At 48.5% G+C, this 22,925-nt stretch carries 16 protein-coding genes; 9 read left to right on the top strand and 7 right to left on the bottom strand.

The window, feature by feature from the left end; genetic code table 11:
• Positions 1 to 10 precede the first annotated feature (10 nt).
• The 4 genes from RF679_RS01915 to RF679_RS01930 form a co-directional block, all read right to left on the bottom strand.
• Entirely contained in the window at positions 11 to 2,410 is a 2,400-nt protein-coding gene (locus RF679_RS01915; protein ID WP_309482540.1) for a TonB-dependent receptor, read from the bottom strand.
• Between the two features lie 534 nt (positions 2,411 to 2,944).
• Positions 2,945 to 5,308 carry a DEAD/DEAH box helicase gene (locus RF679_RS01920; protein ID WP_309482541.1) on the bottom strand — a complete coding sequence of 788 codons (2,364 nt, stop codon included), beginning with the start codon at positions 5,306 to 5,308 and terminating at the stop codon, positions 2,945 to 2,947.
• A 288-nt stretch (positions 5,309 to 5,596) separates the two neighbouring features.
• Positions 5,597 to 6,991, bottom strand: coding sequence for a DUF1501 domain-containing protein (locus RF679_RS01925; protein ID WP_309482542.1), 1,395 nt, complete (start codon positions 6,989 to 6,991; stop codon positions 5,597 to 5,599).
• A 10-nt stretch (positions 6,992 to 7,001) separates the two neighbouring features.
• Positions 7,002 to 8,753, bottom strand: coding sequence for a DUF1800 domain-containing protein (locus tag RF679_RS01930; protein ID WP_309482543.1), 1,752 nt, complete (start codon positions 8,751 to 8,753; stop codon positions 7,002 to 7,004).
• Between the two features lie 382 nt (positions 8,754 to 9,135).
• On the opposite strand from RF679_RS01930, the gene RF679_RS01935 reads away from it, so the two are divergent.
• Positions 9,136 to 9,984 carry a hypothetical protein gene (locus RF679_RS01935; RefSeq protein WP_309482544.1) on the top strand — a complete coding sequence of 283 codons (849 nt, stop codon included), beginning with the start codon at positions 9,136 to 9,138 and terminating at the stop codon, positions 9,982 to 9,984.
• Positions 9,985 to 10,020: 36 nt separating this feature from the next.
• Here the strand turns inward: RF679_RS01935 and RF679_RS01940 are convergent, their stop codons facing one another.
• Positions 10,021 to 10,542 (bottom strand): DUF6622 family protein, encoded by a 522-nt coding sequence (locus RF679_RS01940; protein WP_373921722.1) that lies wholly within the window; start codon positions 10,540 to 10,542, stop codon positions 10,021 to 10,023.
• A gap of 217 nt (positions 10,543 to 10,759) precedes the next feature.
• Between RF679_RS01940 and RF679_RS01945 the strand changes: the two genes are divergently transcribed.
• The 3 genes from RF679_RS01945 (at position 10,760) to RF679_RS01955 (ending at position 14,274) form a co-directional block, all read left to right on the top strand.
• Entirely contained in the window at positions 10,760 to 11,218 is a 459-nt protein-coding gene (locus tag RF679_RS01945; protein WP_309484064.1) for a DUF2721 domain-containing protein, read from the top strand.
• Positions 11,219 to 11,439: 221 nt separating this feature from the next.
• Positions 11,440 to 11,946 (top strand): 3'-5' exonuclease, encoded by a 507-nt coding sequence (locus RF679_RS01950; RefSeq protein WP_309482546.1) that lies wholly within the window; start codon positions 11,440 to 11,442, stop codon positions 11,944 to 11,946.
• A gap of 39 nt (positions 11,947 to 11,985) precedes the next feature.
• Positions 11,986 to 14,274 (top strand): UvrD-helicase domain-containing protein, encoded by a 2,289-nt coding sequence (locus tag RF679_RS01955; RefSeq protein WP_309482547.1) that lies wholly within the window; start codon positions 11,986 to 11,988, stop codon positions 14,272 to 14,274.
• Between the two features lie 160 nt (positions 14,275 to 14,434).
• Here the strand turns inward: RF679_RS01955 and coq7 are convergent, their stop codons facing one another.
• Entirely contained in the window at positions 14,435 to 15,067 is a 633-nt protein-coding gene (gene coq7 / locus RF679_RS01960; RefSeq protein WP_309482548.1) for a 2-polyprenyl-3-methyl-6-methoxy-1,4-benzoquinone monooxygenase, read from the bottom strand.
• 371 nt (positions 15,068 to 15,438) lie between these two features.
• On the opposite strand from coq7, the gene RF679_RS01965 reads away from it, so the two are divergent.
• From RF679_RS01965 to RF679_RS01985, 5 genes are all read left to right on the top strand, one after another.
• A complete protein-coding gene (locus RF679_RS01965; RefSeq protein WP_309482549.1) occupies positions 15,439 to 16,503 on the top strand; it encodes a porin in 1,065 nt (354 codons plus the stop codon).
• A 161-nt stretch (positions 16,504 to 16,664) separates the two neighbouring features.
• The gene (locus tag RF679_RS01970) at positions 16,665 to 18,884 is read left to right on the top strand and encodes a carbohydrate binding family 9 domain-containing protein (RefSeq protein WP_309482550.1); all 2,220 of its coding nucleotides are present in this window, start codon (positions 16,665 to 16,667) and stop codon (positions 18,882 to 18,884) included.
• 202 nt (positions 18,885 to 19,086) lie between these two features.
• Positions 19,087 to 20,214, top strand: a complete 1,128-nt coding sequence (metX, locus tag RF679_RS01975; protein WP_309482551.1) for a homoserine O-succinyltransferase MetX — start codon at positions 19,087 to 19,089, stop codon at positions 20,212 to 20,214.
• The gene (metW, locus tag RF679_RS01980; protein ID WP_309482552.1) at positions 20,211 to 20,816 is read left to right on the top strand and encodes a methionine biosynthesis protein MetW; all 606 of its coding nucleotides are present in this window, start codon (positions 20,211 to 20,213) and stop codon (positions 20,814 to 20,816) included. Before metX ends, metW begins: the two co-directional genes overlap by 4 nt.
• A 130-nt stretch (positions 20,817 to 20,946) precedes the next feature.
• Positions 20,947 to 21,834, top strand: coding sequence for a M48 family metallopeptidase (locus RF679_RS01985; protein ID WP_309482553.1), 888 nt, complete (start codon positions 20,947 to 20,949; stop codon positions 21,832 to 21,834).
• A gap of 140 nt (positions 21,835 to 21,974) precedes the next feature.
• Here the strand turns inward: RF679_RS01985 and RF679_RS01990 are convergent, their stop codons facing one another.
• Positions 21,975 to 22,751: an exodeoxyribonuclease III gene (locus RF679_RS01990; protein WP_309482554.1), complete on the bottom strand. Its 777-nt coding sequence runs from the start codon at positions 22,749 to 22,751 to the stop codon at positions 21,975 to 21,977.
• Positions 22,752 to 22,925 lie beyond the last annotated feature (174 nt).

Raw genomic sequence — 22,925 nt, forward strand, 5'->3', positions numbered from 1 at the left:
ATTCCCTAGATTAGAAGTCTGCACTCAAAGTCACAGATGTCAAACGTGGCGCGCCCATGTAGTAGAACACACTACTTGCTGCGAAACTGCCAACCGCTTTAGCATTGGTGACAGAATTGGAGGAAGCATTGCGATACTTTTCATTGAGCAAGTTGCTGATGCTGAGACGCAAAGTCAATTTCTTGTACAAATCGCTCTTAGGGAACTGATAACCAGCATCCAAACCAAGCAATGTGTAGGCTGGAACGAGTTCGTCATTCATCATAGTTGCTTGCTGATCGCTTGTGTATTTTGCTTTCAAGCGTGTGTACCAGTTAGCTTGTTCATAGCTGACGGACAAACCATATTTCCACTTCGGTGTGTTTGGCAGTTGATTGCCAATGATCGGCAATGTAATGACTTGGCGTGTTGGTGAAGTAACGAGGAATTGCATGTTGTCACGGAATTCGCTCTTCGCGTAACCAACGGAACCGTAGAAGGACCAACCGTTGATCGGCTTATTACCTGCTTCGATTTCGAAACCTTGGGTTTTTACTTTACCAACGTTCATCAAGCTACGTGTATCGGTAATCGGATTGTACGCCGTCGCTTGACGATCACGGAAATCAACTGTGTACAGAGTGATTTGGGAAGTCAATTTATCGCTTTGCAAACGATAGCCTACGTCGAGGTTATACGATGTCTCAGCTTGAACGTCGTTACCTAATACTGGCGCGCCGTTCACGATAGGCAACGCGGAATACACGAAGTTTGGCGGTGCTTTCATGTTTTTTGCCAAGCTGGCGAAGAACTGATTGTTGTTGTCAACTTGGTAGCGCGCACCGAATTGCGGCAATACTTCAGTGTATTCGCGAGCAATCTTATATGTTGTACCAGCGCTTTCATTCGCGAAGTTAGTGAAGTCACGCTTCATGGTCGGTACACGTACACCAACGTTGATCAAGACTTTGTCGTCCATGAAACCCATGGTGTCTTGTGCAAAGAATTGGTAAGCCGTGCTGATCGTGCGCCAGTCGCGAGATTGGAACAAGGAGCCGTCTGGACGGCGGATACGATCGGATTCTAACCAGATATCAGCTGCGATGCCGTTTGCATCAACAGGAACCATAGGACCAAATTGTTCATGGATCGCGCGTTCTGCCCAGAAACCACCGAGCAAAGTGTGGTTATTCCATTGGTGTGCGATAGATGCTGTGATACCAGGACGGTTTGTGCGTGTCACGCTGCTGTTTGCAACGATAACGCGGTCAAGCGTATCGCCGTCGCCATTCAAATCAACGCCAGCAGTATTTTTGCCAGTCGTTGTGTTGAGGAATTGGCTTTCAGATTGCAAACGTTGTTGGTTGCCGCCTGTGCCATAACCGAACCAGTAATAAGGAACAATACGAACATCAGTGTTTTCGTTCAAGCGGAATTTGCCAACAACCGATGCGATCGCATTTTCGAATGGGTTCTTGGACAAGTTGTAGTAGGAGTCTGCGAATGCGACGCTTGGATCGTTGTCTGCTTTACCCTTTGTTGGTGTTACATGGCCTTGGAATTTAGCAGCGTAATCATAGTAGTAACCATACTTGTTTAAGTCCGCTAGGTTGAAGGTAGCGAAGTTATTGTTGATTGCACGGTTGTATAACAATGTTGCATTGATCGAATTAAAACGATCGAAATCGATACGGTAGCCGAGATCTACGTGATCACGCATCGCGCGGCCTTGGCCTTTCCACTTTTCGACATTTGCGTCAGAAGCGGAAATAAAGAAACGGGAGCGGCCGTCAGACCACAAGCCAGTGTCGAAACGCACGAATGTCTTGCGCAAGTGCAAGCCACCGATTGTTTGCATAACGCGGGTGCGCTTTTCTTTTGCAGGATCGCAAGTAGTGATACCGAAGTTACCACCAGTCGCACCAATCTGTGGAGAGTCCACGTCGGTGGAGCCTTGGGTAACGAATTGAGTACAAGTATTCTCTTGATCGACGAATTCTTGTGGATAAACTGCGAAGTTACCTGAGTCATTGACTGGTACACCGTTGATCGTTGCACCGATCTGGTCGCTGTTAAAACCGCGCAAAGTCAAGCCGCCGCCGAACAAACCAGATGCATCATGGTTGTAGCTGTTGACTGCTGGCATCAATTCCAAAGCTTCATAGGCGTTGCCAGTTGGACGTTGTTTTGCTAATTCTTCCGCAGTAATTGTGCTGCGTGCTTTTGGAGCGTTTTCTTCGACCATCAAACCCATACCGACTTTTTTTCCAGTGATGGTGATTTGGTTCGCACTGATCGGTTCATTCGATTCAGTTGTTTGCTTTTTCTGGTCCTGTGCAAACGCTGTGCTGCTCATGCATGCCAGTTGGCACGCAAAGGCGATCATGCTGAGGCGGTAAGTTGTGCTCGCCGCTTTCGATTGGTGTTTCATGTTCCACTCCATATCCAAGTGATTTTTGTAAAATTAATTGCTCAAATTTTGAGAACAGTGAAGTTTGCCGCCGGTTTGTGACAGATGCGTGACAAATCGGTAGCAAAAGCGCTTTCAATCCTGTGATGACCTGCCAGTTTAACACAGGCAAAAGTGCCAAATTCATGGCCGCCAATGGGGCAAAGCTGAGCCTAGGCCTAGAAAAGACGGTTTCGCTGGTATTTCCACGAGTGAGGGGGGATACGATTTTTGCCGCATTGCAGCAATTAGAGTTAACCTTCTAATTTTGCGGTTTGTGCCAATTTCGCCAAATTTTATTGTTTTTATTTAAACAAATGAAGGGCTGTATTCGAAATGCTTCTGTTTGGGAATTATTTTCGAATGGAAACTGGTATGTGCACTGCTTTGACGGTAGGCGCCTGCAGACAACTTGCGGATGTTACGGAGGGCTTGATGGCGAGATGCCTTGCGTATGGCATCTCGCCTCATGTCGAGAGTGGGATCTGACCCAAGTTCGGATTGTGCCAAACAGACTTATAAGCGCCCGCGGCCCGGTTTTTTGTTGCTGGCAAAGCGGTCGCTGGAACCGCCACGTGCCGTTACTGGTTTTTTACCCGCACCTCCACTCGCCTTTTTCTCCTTCTCAGCAATGCGTCGATTGCCGCCACTCACACGTTCTTTCAATTCGAGCGGCATGGAGGAATGCGCATTGACCATCAAAGTACTACTGCCGATCTCTTTCATGTCGAGCTTTTTACCGCCGACCCAAACGCCTTTCAGATGCGCCAAAATTTCTTTTGGCATGCCGGTCGGTAAATCAACCGTCGCATGGTCTTCGAACAGTCCGATATGGCCGATAAACTTGGAATCGAGTCCCGCTTCATTAGCGATGGCGCCGACGATATTACCTGGTGTAATGCCATCGTTTTTACCAACTTCGATACGATAAGTTTGCATAGGAATGCCGACCTTACCCTTGTTGGCGTCACGTTTCTTGTCGGTGGCTTTTTCCTTGGTTGCTTTTCCTGTTTCAGCGAAAGCGGCTTTACTCGCTTTTTCAACGACTTCGAGCAGCGGGCTTTCATCTTCACGGCTCGTTTTTTTCCTAGGTTTTTCAACTGCATCGCGAGGCACAGATCTTGTAGGTTTGCTTTCGCTTGATGCCGTGAGGAAGTGACGTTGATCGCGCGCCGGTGCCGCTTCTGCACCTGATGAATTTTCTGCGCGTATCTTCAAAGCTTGTCCAGCGACACGCACGCCCTTCAATTGTTCGATAGTGTCGCCGTCGAGATTGTCGGGTAGGTCCAACACACTGTAATCATCATAGATATCGATGCGCCCGATAAAGCGTGATTCGATATTCGCTTCATTGGCGATGGCACCGACAATATTGCCGGGTTTGACGCCGTGCTGATGGCCGACCGCGATGCGGTAGGTACGCATGCCTTCCTCGGCAATGCGTGGACTGTGTTCGCGGCGAGCACGTGGTTCAAAATCGTCACCACGTTTACTGCGACGTTTATCTTCGAAGCTATCTTGTTCGTCGTACGACTTGGTTTCGCGCTTCTTCTTCTCCAGTAAGAGTGGCTCATCGCCACGGGCCATTTTGGCCAAGGCTGCAGCGATTTCAAGTGCAGGTACATTGTGTTCTTGTTCGTACTCTTCGATCACTTGCAAGTAGTGTTCGAGCTCACCCGCTGCCAAAGTCGACGTGATTTGCTCCTTGAAGCGAGCGATACGTACGTTGTTGACGGTTTGAATCGTCGGCAGCTCCATTGGCGACACTGGTTGACGCGTCGCTCGTTCAATAATTTTGAGGAGATTCTTTTCGCGCGGCGTAATGAACAGAATCGCTTCGCCGCTGCGCCCAGCACGACCAGTGCGGCCAATGCGATGTGTGTAGCTTTCTGGATCGTAAGGGACATCATAATTGACCACATGGCTGATGCGTTCCACATCCAAACCACGTGCCGCGACATCAGTCGCCACTAAGATGTCGATCTTGCCGTCTTTGAGTTGTTGAATGGTGCGTTCACGTTGTACCTGCTGGATATCTCCATTGATCGCAGCCACTGAGAATCCGCGCGCGGAGAGACGATCGGCTAATTCCTCGGTGCCCAGTTTGGTGCGGGCGAAAATGATCATGCCGTCAAAAGGTTCCGCTTCCAAAATACGTGTTAATGCATCGAGCTTGTGCATGCCGCTGACTAACCAATAGCGTTGACGAATATTGGCAGCCGTGCCGGTTTTGGCAGCGATGCTGACTTCGGCTGGCTCGTTCAGATAGGTCTGTGCAATCCGTTTGATCGGGGCTGGCATGGTGGCCGAGAACAGCGCAGTTTGCCGAGACTCTGGCGTCTCTTGCAGAATGCGTTCGACATCATCAATAAAACCCATGCGCAGCATTTCATCGGCTTCATCGAGTACCAAGGTTTTCAATTCAGAGAGATCGAGCGAACCTTTGTCGAGATGATCGATCACGCGTCCTGGGGTACCCACCACAACATGGACGCCGCGCCGTAGCGCCGACAATTGCGGCCCATAACTTTGACCACCGTAAATTGGCATCACATGAAAGCCAGGCAAATAACGTGCATAGGTTTGAAATGCCTCAGCCACCTGGATCGCTAATTCGCGCGTCGGTGCAAGCACCAAAGCTTGCGGTTTGGAGAGGAGCAAATCGATATTGGCTAAGATGGGTAAAGCGAAAGCAGCGGTTTTACCGGTACCTGTTTGCGCTTGTCCCAAGACGTCACGTTGGTCGATCAAGTGTGGGATAGTGGCAGCTTGGATGGGCGATGGTGATTCGTAACCCACCTCGCTGAGTGCACGTAGTAGTGCATCGCTTAAACGGAGGTCGGCAAAACTGATATCACTCGATGGTGTGGTCGTAGACATGGGATGGGCTCTTTGCGATTGGAGGGGTGTTTCCGAATGCTGCGGAAATGCGTAGACCATAGTTTACTCTGATCGCTGCAGAGTTCCTAGAACTCATTTAGAGCATATCTTTTCGCTATCGAATGATTTCTCTCTTTGTTCGCCCTAAGATTTGTTCAATTTTGCTTGTCACAATGTTCCACAGGTCGAGCATTTTGCGAGTAAGCAGAGCGTTTTTTTTGAATGACGAATAGTACGAATGCGGAGAGTTTGATCTCTCCGCAAACAAAACAAAAGATGGCAAGAAGATTACAAAAATCCTAGATTGCGTTGACTTTGGTCGAAGTTGCGCAGGTTAGGAAGTAAATCGAGAAGCGCAGAATCAGATATACCTAACCAGCTACCTAAGCTTGCCGCATATTGCTCTACCGACGTGGTCGGTAGCAAGCGGCCCTGGCCGACGTCGTCATCACCATTGTTGGCGACGATGGGCGCTTTGCCATAGAACTGTCGACCTTTGACCGCACCACCAAGCACAAAATGCATGCTGCCCCAACCATGGTCGCTACCGTCATTATTACCCGTCAAGGTACGTCCAAAATCTGAAGCAGTAAAACTCGTGACTTGATCGGCAACGCCCAATTCGATAGTGGCTTGGTAAAACGATGACATCGCATCAGCCACCGTTTTGAGCAAAATGGGATGATCGGTGACCAAGCCATCGTGCGTATCAAAGCCACCGAGCGACACAAAAAATACCTGTCGCTTGGCGCCAACTGCAGGCGCGGCTGCAATCATCCGCGCCACCATGTGCAATTGATCGGCAAGGCTATTCTCCGCTGGAAAGTCGGTCTTTACCACGGGAGAGTTGGCCAATGCGACGCTAAGTACACTGTCAGCTTCGATAGATCGGTTCGTGACCCGGTTGTATTCATTTTCGAGCAGATGGGTACGGGTTTGTGTGACCAATAGACGTAAGGCGTCGGAACATTGTGTCGAACCATACAGTGGACTTGTCAGACCCGACAATGGCACCGAGCCACTTGGGGTAATCTGATATTGCACCGCTTGCTTACCCGCGAGATAGACTGCATTGCCAGAAACATTGACGCAGGTGAAGGTGGCATTGCCATTGCCCGCAGCAAACAGATCGCCCATTCTTCCTCCCCAACCTGAGGTGGCGCCCTCAGGCGAAGAAGATTGCCAAACGGATTGCTGGTCGTTGTGCGAGAACAGCTTTGGCGGTAGCGGCACATTGCGTGCATTGTATTGCGCTTTGGTAGTGGGTTGAATCAAGCTGCCCACATTGAGCAACACGCCCATTTTCCCGCTGTCGAAGTAAGGAAGTAAGGGAGCTAGTTCGGGCGCGAGTGCATATTGATGCGCGACACCTTGACGATCCATCGGGCCGACCGTGGGGGTAAGCACAGTTGCGGAGAGTGCGGCGCGTTGATAGGCAAGGGTGGGGCGTAACTGCTGATACGCGTTGTAGTTGGTCTGATCGTAGGGCACCAAAGTGTTGGCGTAATCATTGCCCCCATAAAGGAAGACGCAGACGATGGCTTTGTAGTCGGTCGCAGTTGCCGCAGAAGCTTCGGCCATGGCAGCGAGATTGAGAGCCCAGGGTGTGGCGACGCCAGCGATGGACAGAGTGGATGCGCGGCGCAGAAAGGCGCGACGAGAAGCATTATGGATTGTGCTCATAGCAAACTCACTATTTCAAGACGATAAATTCTGGGCAAGCCAGGATGAGTGTGATGGCGGCGTAAATGCGCTGTAGTCGTTGCACATCCGTCCCCGTGTGCAGGCTGGCAACGGCATTGCTAATCACAGCCAAATTACTAGCGCTGATTTGATTCGCTGCCAGCAAAAGGTTGATTTCCGCGACCAAGGAATTAGCGTTGTCTGCTAGTGGGAGTAATCCGCTGTAGTCGGCTTTGAGGTCTCCGAAACCTCGACCACCGCTGACCACCGTTTGCATGAAATTGACATAGCCAACCACGGATGATTCGCTGACTAATTGCATTTCCGGCGCCACCAAGCCGGCATTGGCAATGGCTGTGTTTGGTGGAACATAGCCGGGCCGGAAAAAATTGAAAACGGTCGGGGAGCGTAAAGGACTTTGACCGAGTTTGCTACCAGCGTCACTGGTGTCACCGATCAGCCAAGTATCACTCGCCGAGTTGGCATTAAAACTGCGCGCCCACGCAAGAAAACGTAGCATCGGTTCACGTATCTTGCCACGTGTCGTGTCGCTTGGCGCGACGGCGCTGCGTGCTTCGTCATCCAATAAAATGGCTTTGATGACCGCTTTCATGTCGCCCTTGATGCCTTTGCCATTGTTATTGAACACAGCAGCAACGCGCGCCACATATGCCGGTGTTGGATTACTTGTGATGAGCCTTTGTATGAGCTGCTTGCTGATGAAAGGCGCTACATTCTGGTGAGCAAACAGAAAGTCGAGCGCCATGGTTAGCGCGTTCTCGCCGCTGACGCCAGCGGGGATGGTGAAGCCGAGGAAACTTGCGCTTCCTGTTTCATGTTTTAACGGAACTTGTTTGAGCGGGCGGCGGTGATAGTCGGGTGTGGAGGTGTTGCTTAAAGTAAGATCAAAATCCCACCCTGTGAAGACGCGTGCCAAACCAGTGATGTCGTCCAAGGTATAAGTCTCAATATTGTTACCATTGACAAGCACAGGTGTACCGTCCTGATTAAGCTGCAACAAGCCAATCGTGAATAGTTGCATGATCTCCCGTGCATAGTTCTCATCAGGCATGGCGCCTGTTTGCGGATTAAACCGAGTATTGCCGCGATAGGTGAGATACAGGCTCATGGTGGTACTGGTCGAAATCTTCTGCAAGATATCGCGATAATTGCCGAAGCAGTTATCCTCAAGCAGATCGAGATAGTTTGCTGCTGCAAATCCTTTCCATCCACCACCGTTCACGAGCCCTTGGATGGCAACAACCAGTATTTCCGAGAGGGCTAAGGTCATACGTTGGCGTAGCGTGTCTGGTGAACTGATTAGTTTTCGCCAAGCACATGGATCAAAACCTGCCTGCGAATTTTTATAAGTCGCGACGTCCAAGCCTTTCCCTACCAACCAGTCCCAACGACTGCCATTGCCTTGCGTTGAAAATTGTTCGTCGATCCATGCACTGTAGCCAAGACTTTGCACTCGTTGAATCTGGGTTCTCGTCACTCCCATACTTGCTTGCAATAAAAAGCGCGCTGCTTGTTCATCGGTGATCTTTTGTTTGTCTGGATCGGGTTGTGGGCCGCTTGGCACGGTGCCACCACTATCGGAGGCGCCGCCACCGCCGCAGGCACTCAGCGCGGCGGTTAGTCCTACCGCAGTGATTGGTGAAACGAGGGAAGAGGGGCTGTTCGAATTGGTCTTTTTCTTTGTGTCGCCGACATTCTCAACGTCTTCTGCATTTTCAGCATTTTCTACATCATAGGGCATGACATATCCTTTCATTTCTAGAAATACTAGACCTGCGCAAAAGAGAAATTCTTGAGCGATGGGCTTAGCGTAGGTAAGCGCAAGAGATCGAACAAGTCGCAGTTTGTAAGTAAATGTGTGTAAAGAATTGAGGCGATATGCAGCTTTAATTGACGAGTACTGAACGGGAAAAAATTGTCGAGAATTACGATTGGTGTGCTCACGGACGAGTGAACTTTGTTACATATCTTGCGCTTTCATACATCTGAAATGACTTTGTCTTAAAGAAAATGCCCCTAATGCGCGCGTTTGGCGCAATGCTTTGATACACGCCTCACCGCATATTTGAGGTATGCTTGCGAACTTTTACGCGCCTTATCATTGCGACATCAAGAAATTCAGCATGAAGTTGTACACAGAATCACAGCAACGTGAACTCGATGAACAAGGAGTTGTTCATATTAATATTCGTTTTCGGCCGAAACGATTATTAGCAATTCTCATCGTTTTGCTTCTGCATTTAATGTTTTTATATGTACTCCTTAAAATTGGAGTCAATGTAAAAGGTGGTAAACCTTTAAGCGCGCCAATGGTGGTTTTGTTTGATAAGCACCCGCAGACAAAAAAAGGTGAGCCTGAGGCAAGAAATACGCTGCCAAAAGCGAAGGCTACCCCCAATCCGAAGTCAACTAATAAACCTCAGGAACTCACTCCGCCACAACCAACTGTGCCGGTTGTTGAAGCACCTCCAGTGAAGTACGAGGATATGCCGCCTCCCGATATGACGGCGATGCTGAATGCTGCGCGGGAACGTCGGCAACAAGCGCGTGAGGCTGCCGCTGCTGAAAATGCCGCGCAACAAGGAAATCGTGGTCGTAGCCGGCAAGATGTAATTGAGGAAAATGTGCGTAGGAGCATGGAACGTGCTAACAATAAAAATGGCGACGGCGGTCTGTTTACGATTCTAAACAAAGGTGTTCGCACTGCGACCTTCTCCTTCAGAGGATGGGAGATGCGCGGGGGCCTAGGAAGACAAATTTACGAAGTCGATGCGGGCTTAGGTGGGAATGTTGAATTGGCCGTGGTGAAAAAGATGCTGGAAGTCATTCGGACGCGTTTCAAGAAGCAAGCCCCATGGGAATCGACTCGACTTGGGCGCGTGGTCATGATATCTATGCTTCCTGAGGACTCTGAGGAAACCGAGCGTTTCCTCATGAAAGAGATGTTCGATTCTGATCATCCGCGTCGCTAGCTCGGTGAGCTGGTTGTACTCGACTCGTACAATGATTTATGCGATTGTTAAGTGGAGTTGATCTAGGTGATTTTTGCGATGTTTCAAAGACGCCAAGCTACGACCCAAAAAGTAGCTGCTCAACAAGGCGAAATATAAGGCACAAGCGACGCCAAATGAGGTCTGCTCAAACAGACTGGGGTTTGCGTGCTTCATCACTGAGATGGCATATTTACCGACGAAGATCGCCATGATCAAGACCATTGGCAGCCAGCTACCTTGAAGCTCAAGACGATCGGTAACACCATCGTATTTCACGCCATTTTGCGTCACTTTCGATTTTGAAACGACAACGCTCAAGAGGATCAATGAAGCAAGCCAGGCAATCAATACGCCTGTTTGATTCCCGAAGCTTTGCAGCATGCTGTTGGAAGACAATCCGAGCATCACGATCGGTAGAACCAAGCTACGCTTGAATTTGACGCTTCGATTTTTTGTCTGACTGTAACCGAGAGCGACTAGACCAGCCAAGAGGATCCAAACCCAAGTTGGTGTGTTGCTGACTATTTGTGTGAACATTTTTATCTCCGTTTGCGTTGAAAGTGTGCACACTATGCGCCATCGATTCGATTGCCTGCGGAGAATGCGACGACCGGCCTTAATCTGGCGCCAATCGCCTTTGCGTGGCGTGAATGACAGGCTTCGCCAGCCAATTGTGTACTTCCACAAACGCATTGGAAGCGGCAACTGCTAAAATGAGGCGAACTATCTTTTAGCATGAAATGGATATACCGTGATCAATCTTCACCTAGGAAATATCGGTCAAATTATTCAGTTGGCGATCGCGCCAGTGTTTCTATTGACCGGCGTTGGTACAAATTTGACCGTACTCACCAACCGCCTGGCGCGCATTATCGATCGTTCACGTACTCTCGAAGATTTGATCGCTACTAAAGGGCCGGAGAGTTTGACGCAGAATGTACAACTCGAATTGGATGAACTGTATCAACGCATGCATTTGATCAACCGAGCGATTACGCTCAGCTCGACCTGTGCCTTGTTGGTCTGCTTGGTGATTGCGGCACTTTTCGTTGGCGATGCACTTGATTTTCATCTTGATAAACTCATTGCGGCCATGTTTGTATTGGGTGTTTTAGCATTGATCGGCAGCTTTATTTTCTTTTTGCGCGAGATCTTCGTGGCGACTAAGACACTACAACGTCAGCGTGAACACGGTGCAAAATTTTTGCCTTAGTGATAAAGAATTTGAAAGCCTGATTTACTTGAGCGAAAGGTATCCGCTAAAAAACAACGCTTCTCCTTAGATCTGCGTGAAACTAGCGTGGAACATCTTGCTTTACTGCAAAATTGAGGCACAATGGAACGCACCTGTGGTTCCCCTGTGATTTCGCAACGCGTGGATAGAATTGGCTCTGAGATCAGACGCCAGAGTGAATGCAGTGAGAGGAGATTCCGATGATGACCGTACCCATCATTATTGATTTCGAAGCTTCGGGTTTCGGTCAAGGTAGCTATCCGATTGAAGTGGGTTTTTCCGGACGCCATGGAGAAGGTTGGTGTTCTCTTATCCGCCCTGAGCCTGATTGGACACATTGGGATCCAGAAGCTGCAAAAGTGCATGGCATTGCGCGCGAAATTTTGGTCGAACGTGGTAACACAGCGCAGTTTGTAGCAGAACAACTCAACTTCTTTCTTGGTGGCCGCACCGTTTATACCGACGCTTGGGGTCAAGATTATGTTTGGATGGCACGATTATTTGATGCCGCCGAAATTGTTCCTAAGTTCAAATTGACCGATCTGTTTGAAATCATCGAAGATGAACAAATGCCGATTTGGCAAGCCACCAAAGATCAAATCAGCAAAGAACTCTGCGTGGCCCGTCACCGCGCCAGTAGTGATGCACGAGTGCTCCAATTAACGTGGCTGCGTACTTTCGACGAAACACGCAAACAAACTGTATAAAAAATCAGTTAAATCGGTCTTCTCCCGTATAATCGCGGGATGCAAAACTTACTTCATAATCTCAATCCGGAACAGCTTGCCGCGGTCACTTTGCCGGCCCAATCGGCCTTGATCTTGGCTGGCGCAGGTTCTGGCAAAACCCGTGTGCTCACCACGCGCATCGCATGGCTAATCCAAACAGGCCAAATCTCCCCCAATGGTGTGTTGGCGGTGACCTTTACCAATAAGTCAGCGAAAGAAATGCTGACCCGTTTGTCGGCCATGTTGCCGATTAATACGCGAGGCATGTGGATTGGTACTTTTCATGGACTTTGTAATCGACTTTTGCGGGCCCACCATCGTGACGCGGGCTTGCCGCAGACTTTTCAAATTCTCGATTCAGGCGACCAGTTGTCATTCATTAAGCGCTTATTGAAAGCGAATAATATTGATGATGAAAAGTATCCACCGAAAAATTTGATGTACTTCATTAATGGCGCGAAAGATCAAGGTCTACGCGCTGCGCAAGTCGATGCCTATGATGATTACAACCGCAAAATGGTGGCTTTGTATGATCTGTACGATTTGCAATGCCAGCGTGAAGGTGTGGTCGATTTTGCAGAGCTGTTACTGCGAACTTATGAACTGTTGAGTCGCAACCAACCTTTACGTGAGCATTATCAAAGTCGATTCAAGCATATCTTGATTGATGAGTTTCAAGATACGAATGACCTCCAGTACAAATGGCTTAAGTTGATGGCGGGTACACAAGCAGCGGTATTCGCAGTCGGCGATGATGATCAAAGTATTTATGCGTTTCGCGGTGCGAACGTTGGCAACATGTCGGCCTTTGAAACTGAATTTCGCGTACAGAACTTAATTAAGCTCGAGCAAAATTATCGTTCGCACGGACATATTCTCGATACTGCGAATGCGCTGATTGAACACAATAGTCGTCGCTTAGGCAAAAATTTGCGTACTGACGCGGGACATGGTGAACAAGTTCGTGTGTTCGAAGCGAGTAGTGATATCCAAGAAGCACAATGGATCACTGAGGAAGCGCAGAATTTGATCCGCGATGGATCCTCAAGAAATGAGATTGCCATCCTCTATCGCTCGAATGCACAGTCAAGGGTGATCGAGCATGCACTCTTTAGTGCGGGTATTCCATATCGCGTATATGGTGGGCAGCGCTTCTTCGAACGCGCTGAGATCAAACATGCGATCGCTTATCTGCAGTTGATGGACAATCCACATAATGATTCGGCCTTCCTCCGAGTCGTCAACTTCCCGGCGCGTGGGATCGGTGCGCGTTCGATTGAAGCTTTGCAAGACGCCGCACGTCAGTACAATGTTTCTCTATACGCAGCAGTGCCCTATGTGGCGGGTAAGGCCGGTAGTTCTTTGAGCGCTTTCGTCAAACTGATTGAGGGCGCGCGGTTTGAGACTCAGAATTTGCCTTTGCCAGAGATGGTGCAGATCGTACTTGAGCTGAGCACGCTGTTGTCGCATTACCAAACTGAAAAAGAAGGCGCTGATCGTATCGAAAATCTGGAACAGTTGGTGAGTGCCGCGACCTTGTTTATTTCTGAGGAAGGTTTTGGACATGATGCGCCTGCGTTCGCGGGTCCAAGTTCAGCTCCAGCGGCAAGCTTGATTGCCAATGCTCAGGGCGTCGAAATTTTTGATGCGGATGCGGCACTCCCAACGGTCATGTCCCCACTGTCAGCATTCTTATCGCATGCCTCATTGGAAGCGGGCGACAATCAAGCGCAAGCCGGACAAGACGCTTTACAACTGATGACGGTACACGCGGCCAAAGGTTTAGAGTTTGATTCCGTTTTCATCGGTGGCCTCGAAGAGGGCTTATTCCCGCACGAAAACAGCTCTCAAGAAGAAGCAGGTGTCGAAGAAGAACGACGTTTGATGTATGTGGCGATTACTCGGGCACGCAAGCGTTTGTATATGACCTTCTCGCAAACGAGAATGTTGCACGGCCAGACTCGCTATAACTTACGTTCACGGTTCTTTGATGAAATGCCGGAAGCGTCCTTGAAATGGCTTTCCCCGCGCGTTCAAGCGAGCTGGTTTGGTCGAACCAAATCGGCGTGGGATGAGGCGCCAGAACATGGCGCTAATGCCATTGCGCAAAGTTTTAATAAGCCATCTAATAAGTCATCTAATCAGTCCATCTGGCGAGTGGGGCAAAACGTTGCTCACGCCAAATTCGGTGAAGGCGTGATTGTGAATATTGAGGGAAGCGGTACGAATGCCCGTGCACATATTAATTTCGGCAAATTTGGTATGAAGTTGCTTGATCTCGGGATTGCCAAACTGGAGCGGATTTAACGATTCATCCAAAGCTTGGAGAGCAATCAATTCGATGAATGCTTGAGGATGGTGCAGATAAAAAAGGGCGATTGATTCGCCCTTTTTTGATCATCTCAACGCGCAAGCAATTCTTGCTGCACGTGCGACTGAGGTGCAATCAACGTGCCTTGAAGTACTATTAAATGTGGTAAGCCGTGCTTGTCATTACTTTCGCCATCACTTGCATACCGGCTTTGACTACAGATGGCAGTTCTTGTGCGCCCAGTTTTTGTGCGGCATCACCGTGAGCGATTTCATCAATTCGCATCTGATCCACAATCGCTCTTGATTTCTCATCTTGAGCAGGCAGTTTCTCAAGGTGTCCTTCAAGGTGGGCTTCTACTTGCTTCTCGGTCTCGACCACGAACCCTAAACTGACTGCATCGCCGCAGGCACCAGCAATCAAGCCACAAGCATAGGCGCCGGCATACCAGAAAGGGTTGAGTAAACTGGTGTGCGAATTCAATTCCTCGAGACGCTTCGCGGTCCAGGCCAAATGATCTTCTTCCTCAATGCTCGAATGCTTGAATTGTTCGCGTACTGTTTGTTGTCGTGAAAACACCGCTTGTGAGTCGTATAGAGCTTGTGCGCAAATCTCGCCAACATGATTTACGCGCATTAAGCCAGCCGCATGTTTGCGCTCTGAGTCGCTCATGGAGGCTTCATTAAAGTCAGCACCAGGAAGTGGTCTAGAGCTGCGTGCTTGCCCACTAACCACGCGCAAAGCGCGATCGAAATTTGCAATCAAGCTGTCAATCTTTGGAGGCGTCATGAACTCTTTGAATGAAAATAAAATGAATGGAAAAGGGCTTGAAAGCGTGATTGTACGCCCCATTTAAGGGCTGAGTTTGCGTCACCGCAATTTACTTACTTACAGAAAAATTGCTATAATCCCCATTTTTGTGTGCGGTTTTGGTGCTTTGTTGTTGCGATGCCACATATTCAAAAAATAGTTGCACGAAAATTGTGATTATCTTTGCCCAAAACAGTGCAATTTGTTCCAATGCCACTTAGTATACGAGGCAAACCATCGCCCCGCTTGGGTTTGGGCGGCGACACGTATAAAGAGACAGCAAATTGAATTGATATTTATAAAGCAATAAGATCAATCAAGAAATTTATTAACCTTTGGAGAGCTTTTCAATGAAAAAATCACTTATCGCTTTCGCAGTATTGAGCGCATTCGCATCTGCAGCTTCTGCTCAGTCTTCTGTTGTTTTGTACGGTGTAGTTGATGCTAACGTATCTACAGCAACAAACCAAAGCGCAACTGGCGCTAAAAAGAACTCTATGGAAACGAGCGGTTTGAGCTCTGGCCGTTGGGGTCTGCGTGGTTCTGAAGATCTCGGTAACGGTATGAAAGCAAACTTCAACTTGGAAAGCTCTTTGGCAGTTGATACAGGTGTTGCAGGTTCTTTGTTTGACCGTACAGCAACTGTTGGTTTGTCTGGTGACTTCGGCGCTTTCAATGCGGGTCGTCAAACTAACTTGGCATATGACACATTGATTCAAGTTGATCCAATCGGCGTTGCACACGTTGGTACAAATCCAAACATCGTGTTTGGTGCATTGAACAACGCAACTTTGTACGGTACACACGGTACAAGCAACGGCGTTTCTTCTGCAACACGTCAAAATAACTCCATCAAATACTCTGCTCCAGCAATGTTTGGCGGCATCGTATTCTCTGGTATGTACGGTTTTGGTGAAAAAACAGGCGACACAGTAGCTAGCAGCTACATGGGCGCATCTGCTTCTTTCTCCCAAAATGGTATGACAGCAGTGATTTCTTACTCTCAATTGCGTGACGCAGCGAATAACTCTACTTTGCGCGCATACACTGGCGGTGGTAAGTTTGAATTGTCCTCTGATTTGACATTCAAAGTGTCTTACGCACAAAATGAAGTGAATACAACAACACGTGGTATCGGTGTATTCGGTACAGGCGTTGACTACAAGTTGAGCCCAGCTTGGACATTGACAGGTGGTTACTACAACACACGTCGTTCTGGCGACATGAAAGCGAAAGCAGATTCTTTCGTAGGTATCGCTAAATATGCATTCAGCAAACGTACAACAGCATACACATCTTTCACATACGTAAAAGCTGGCACAACACAGGCTAAAGATACTGATTTGGGTATCATCGTTGGCGCAGGCAATCGTTCCGCAACTCGCGCAGTTGTTGGTGTGAATCACGCGTTCTAATCGATTACCAATCGAATAAGAAAAACTGCCTTCGGGCAGTTTTTTTTTGAACTTTTTTGGGCTTTTGATCTCTATCTGCGCTCCACTTGGTGTTCGGAGTCCGCCATCTGACATTGACAGTGTTGATTTCCTTCTTTGGACGGTATTACGGTTTAGATCCTATGAGAACCCTTGTTTCATTAATTGTTGCTATCTTCAGCCTTTTGTTTGTTATTCCTGCTGAAGCAGGTTTTCAAGCTAAACACCTTGATGCGAAGCAAACAATCAAGATTGACGGTCGCTTGGATGAGACTGTTTGGCAGCAAGCGGTTCCTCACGATACCTTCTATCAAACCCAACCGATTGACCAACGCAAGGCACATCTAAAAACAGAGGTGCGGATTCTGTTTGATCAAGCTGCCATGTATGTTGGCATCAAGGCTTTTGACTCAGACCCAAGCAGTATTCGAGACTCCTTTTCCCGCCGCGACCGCATTACGATTGATCAGGATTTTTTTGCTCTTTATCTTGACCCGACGAGTGCTCATAAATCGGCTCAAATTTTTTATGTGAATGCTCGCGGGACGGTCATGGATGGCATTTTTAGTGACTCGGCAGGTGAGGACTCTTCTCCTGATTTTGATTTCGATGTGGCGACAGCGCGCTTTGAGGGCGGGTGGAGTGCTGAATTTAAGATTCCATTCTCATCGATTGCCTATGACAAAGGATCGCACACCCCATGGAGCCTTTTGGTTCTAAGAAATATGACTCGCGATCAGCGGTATCGTATGTATAGCGGAGGAGTCACTCGAGCGACCAATTGCAATTTGTGTTATTCAGACACCATTGATGGACTTGATCAGTTGCCATCCAATCTGAGCTGGTCTTTAACTCCCCAATTTGTGGCACGTCAGAGTACCGACCAAACGGTTGGGCAAGCAGCGCAGCGACAACAAGACAAACAGTTCAGTCTTGATTTTAAGATCCGCCCTGATTCGGCAACCACGGTGGATTTGACGCTGAATCCAGATTTCTCCCAGATTGAGCTCGACTCACCACAACTATCAGGCAACACCCGCTTTAGTATTTTTGTGCAGGAGAAGCGCCCCTTCTTTCTTGAAGGCGCTGACATCTTGCGAACACCATTCAGCGTGATCAGTACCCGGAGTATTTCCAACCCCGATGCGGGCTTGCGATATACGCGGCGTGATGCGCAATCTGATGTCAGCGTGATTGTGGCGAAAGATGCCGCCGGTGGTTTGGTTCTAATTCCGAATACTTACTATTCTTCTTCTGCAAATGCAACTCAGTCGTCTTTGGCGACGGATGCGAGAGTGAACTGGCGCTTCGACACCATGTCACTCGGCTTGGTCGCCACTGATCGAGAATATGCCAATATCGACGCTTACAATCGCGTTTTTGGACCTGATTTTGTTTGGCAGATTGATCGCAACCAAGGCCTCCGCACACAACTATTGCTCAGTTCGACGACGGCGCAACCAGATGCGAATGGTGATCTCGCAAAAGGTAATACCACCACTGGTCATGCGTTCTACACTGGTTGGTCGAAGTCGAGTGATGCTTGGAGCATTGGCTTAAGCGCGCGCGATATTAGTAAGGATTTTCGTGCAGATAACGGCTTTTTTTCACAGGTTGGGTTTCAAAGTATCAATAATGACTTGACCAAGAAGTGGGGCCGCATAGGCATGTGGCATGAGTTTAATACCTACGTGTCGAGCGAATACAAACTCGATAGCGAGGGAAATATCTTATCGAAAAGCATCGCTCCCGGTATGAATGTGGCTGGCCCATTTGATAGTTCGATTTACTTAAACTTCAATCCAGTTTTGAAAAGTCGTGCTAATGCTGATGGTGAAATCTATAATTTGTCGCGCGTTTCGACAGGATTTGCGATAAGCCCCAGTAAGCAAATCGCCCGTGTCAGTGCTGATTTCATGGTGGGTGATGTAATTGATTATTTGGCAAGCCGCCTCGGCAAAGGTGGTAGTGCTTCCTTTGGGGCTAAGCTTCGGCCATTTGATCGACTCGAGCTTGACTCAAGTTTTGCGACGAATTGGATTAACGCGAGTCGCGAAACTGCGACTGGTGATCGAGCGTATTCTGAGACAGCTATTCAGATTAATAGCGTGCTTCATTTTTCTGAAATGGATACCTTGCGTTTGATTGTGCAAGATTCACGAACCAATCGAAATCCCGAATTGTATGTTTCAGCAGTGGCACCGGAGAGTACCCGTACCGTCAACTCTTTGGTGTTCACGCGTCGTGTCGGTCTAGGCTCGGCTGGCTACTTAGGTTGGACCCAAACCAAGTCGGAGACGCCAGGCTTCGTCGCAAAACGCAAACAGAGTGAAATCTTTGCTAAGTTATCTTGGCAAATTTGACGTTGCTCGAATACTTCGCTATCCTTCGCACATTGCGCCGATTTGAGTTCAGCTTGCGGGCGCAGTTTAAGAGAAATCTTGAACAAATAAATACGGCTAAAGCGAGCTTGAATGTCGCGTTACCTCCCTCCATTCAGCCCACCTTTTAGCCCCTAAGTTGTGATTGTTGAATCAGTACGAAACTGATCCTTAAGGGAAATCTATGTCTTCTGTTGGAATCGTAAAGCCCCAGGCTTTTCGCTTTGACGCACCGTTGCAGTTGCAAAGCGGTGCATCGATTAGCGACTACCATTTGATGGTAGAGACCTATGGTCAATTAAACGCAGATAAGTCGAATGCGGTCTTGATTTGTCATGCCTTAAACGCTTCTCACCATGTCGCAGGTTACTATGAAGATCAGCCTAAAAACATAGGCTGGTGGGACAATATGGTAGGGCCAGGGAAACCCGTTGATACCAATCGTTTCTTCGTGATTGGCATTAATAATTTAGGCTCATGTTTTGGTTCAACCGGGCCGATGCACCTGAATCCAGCGACCGGCAAACCTTATGGCGCCGATTTTCCGGTCGTAACGGTCGAAGATTGGGTGCGTGCTCAAGCCCGTGTCGCTGATCAATTGGGTATCACACAGTTCGCGGCGGTGATGGGTGGCTCCCTCGGTGGTATGCAAGCGTTGGCATGGAGCATTTTGTTCCCAGAGCGCTTACGCCATTGTGTGGTGATTGCTTCGACTCCGAAATTATCTACCCAAAATATTGCTTTCAATGACGTGGCTCGGCAAGCAATTTTAACTGACCCAGATTTTCATGGCGGCGACTTCTATGCGCATAAAGTGGTGCCCCGAAATGGTTTAAAAGTGGCTCGCATGATCGGCCATATTACCTATCTCTCAGACGATGATATGGCTGAAAAATTTGGCCGTGATCTGAAGACTGGTGAATATCAATTTGGGTATGGCGTTGAGTTTGAAATTGAATCCTATCTCCGTTATCAGGGCGATAAATTCTCAGATTATTTCGATGCGAATACTTACTTGTTAATCACCAAGGCGCTTGATTATTTTGATCCTGCGCGCGATTACGATGGAGATTTGAGTAAAGCCTTGGCAGGAACAAAAGCTCAATTTATGTTGGCGTCTTTTACGACTGATTGGCGTTTTTCCCCAGAGCGTAGTCGCGAAATTGTGAAGGCGCTGGTCGACAACCAACGTCAGGTGAGTTACGCCGAAATTGATGCGCCTCATGGCCACGATGCATTCTTATTGGAGGATGCTCGCTATTTGAATTTTGTACGTGCGTATTTTGATCGCATTGCTAAGGAGTCCGTATGAACGTACAAGAACTAAAGCAATTACGTCCTGATTTAGCCTTTATTGCAGATTGGGTCAAGCCGCAATCCCATGTGCTGGATGTGGGCTGTGGTGATGGTGTGATGTTGGACTATTTGCAGAGCGCAAAGCAATGTAGTGGCTACGGGATCGAGATCGCTGATGACAAAGTGTTGGCGTGTTCGCAGCGCGGGGTGAACGTGATACAGCAAGACATGGAGCAAGGTCTGCATTTATTTGGCGATCAAAGCTTCGATACGGTCTTATGTTTATCCTCCCTGCAGATGATGAAAAACGTTGAGGATCTCTTACGTGATATCGCCAGAGTTGGACGTGAATCGATTGTGTCGTTTCCGAACTTTGGTTACTGGCCACATCGAACTGCCCTCTTGCGAGGTAAGATGCCAGTATCAAAATCTTTGCCCTATGAATGGTATGACACGCCAAACGTACGCTGCGCGACGATATATGATTTTGCTGATTTAGCGGAAGACGTTGGATTGATGGTGACAGAGTGTGTCGCTTTGCACGAAGGAAAACAGATTTCCTTCTTGCCAAATTTGCGTGGCAGTCTTGCTGTGTTTCGCCTTTGTAAGCGCACTTAGTTGTAATTCATTGTTCGATCCCGCGACGGAGAATGTAGGTGGTTGTTAAAGATCCTTCACAATGCAGTTGCGTAGTTTCGATTACACTATGCTGATTGCTTTGTAACTCGATGTGTGAGGTTGATGTTCAATGAAAACAATTAAGTTGATGACGATGAGCGCCATGCTTGCGTTGAGCGCGTCGGCGAATGCGCAGAGCGAAGCTCCACAAGAGGGCGTTAAGGTTGAAAAGATGTCCGTCATGCGTAAGCTCGTGCCCACCGGTGCACTTGAGGGGCAAGCGGCGCAGCAGTACGTGCAAACCATGCGCGAAGCACAGTCAAAGAAGGCTTTAGCTCCGGATAATCATCCGCAAGTGATACGCTTAAGAGCGATCGCCAAGAAGCTGATTCCTTATGCCTTGCCTTGGAATGATCGTGCCAAGGAATGGCAATGGGAAGTGAATTTGTTGGGCTCTACGCAGATTAATGCCTACTGTATGCCGGGTGGAAAAATCGCCTTTTATACGGGAATTCTCGATACGCTCAAACTCACCGATGACGAAGTCGCGATCGTCATGGGACATGAGATTGCACATGCTTTGCGAGAACATGGTGCCGAACGTGCAGGTAAATCGGTGGCGGCAAATATCGCGGTGCGAGCCGCAGCACTATTTGCAGAATACAAGGGCTATGATGGGCGTGTCGTTGAAGGTGTTGGCAGCGCAGGTGCTAGTCTGGCCATGTTGAAGTTCTCACGCGACGATGAGACGGAAGCTGATATTGTCGGGCTCGATATTGCGGCTCGTGCCGGCTATGATCCGCGTGCTGGGGTCGCTTTGTGGCAGAAGATGGGGTATGTCAATAAAAACTCCCCGCCGAAATGGCTCTCAACGCATCCTGCTGGAAAAGACCGCATTAATGAAATTCGCAAACATTTTCCAGAGGTAATGCCACTCTATGCGCGAGCCAAAGGCGTGAGTATGGAAAGTTTGCCGCCTTATAAATCGAATGTGAAAGTCATTTCCGATGTGCGTTGATTGAGTCGGTGTTGGATCAAGCAAGCCTACAAGTTTTTCGAATTGTAGGCTTTTTTCATTTCTAGCGCTTCGATCATTGGTGTCGCCACTAAAGCGACGAAAAGGCCACAAGAGGGCCCAAAAAAACAACGACAAGCGACCTATTTGTAGACGAGAGTTAGTGGGGCGTGGTCACTAAAACGCTGTTCTTTGTAGATCGCCGCCGACTTCGCTTTGGCGGCCATGTTTGGTGTCGTGACATGGTAGTCGATACGCCACCCTACATTATTGGCCCAAGCCTGACCCCGATTGCTCCACCAAGTGTAGGCTTCGCCAGTCGTGTCTGGGTGTAGATGGCGGTAGGCATCGACCCAACCGAGTTCAGAAAAGAGTGCCCCCATCCATGCCCGTTCTTCAGGCAAGAAGCCAGAATTTTTTTGGTTGCTCTTCCAGTTTTTCAGGTCGATTTCTTGATGCGCAATATTCCAGTCGCCACAGATGACAAACTCTCTTCCGCTTGCTATCAATTCGGCGAGGTGGGGACGAAACTCATCCATAAAACGGAACTTTGCTTGTTGCCGCTCTTCCGAAGAAGAGCCAGACGGGCAGTACACTGAAATGATTGATAGGTCTCCGAAATCACATCTTACGTATCGACCTTCTGCATCGAATTCTTCACTGCCAAAGCCGATAAAAACGGCATCAGGTTTTTTCTTGCTATACACGCCAGCACCTGAGTATCCCTTCTTCTCCGCGTAGTGGAAGTGGCCATGATAACCATGCGGACGCAGAAAATCGTCGGTCATATCGGCCTCTTGTGCCTTGAGCTCCTGTACGCAGACAAAGTCAGGCAGTTCTTGCTTCATCCAATCGAAAAAACCTTTCTTGGCGGCGGAGCGGATACCGTTTAGATTTGCGGAAATTACTTTGATAGTCATGTTTGCTATTGATTTCTAATTGTCTAAGTCGTAAGTGGGGTTTGTGCGCGATGGCGTTCGTGCAATTGCCAATATTTCCAGCAGAATACCAGATCCTCTATGACAAAGTTGTACAGTTAGATGACGGGAAATGTCAGGTACTTGGTTTATACTAGCGCACCTCATCAAATTCCC

The sequence above is a fragment of the Undibacterium cyanobacteriorum genome (genome assembly GCF_031326225.1).
GTDB lineage: Bacteria > Pseudomonadota > Gammaproteobacteria > Burkholderiales > Burkholderiaceae_D > Undibacterium > Undibacterium cyanobacteriorum.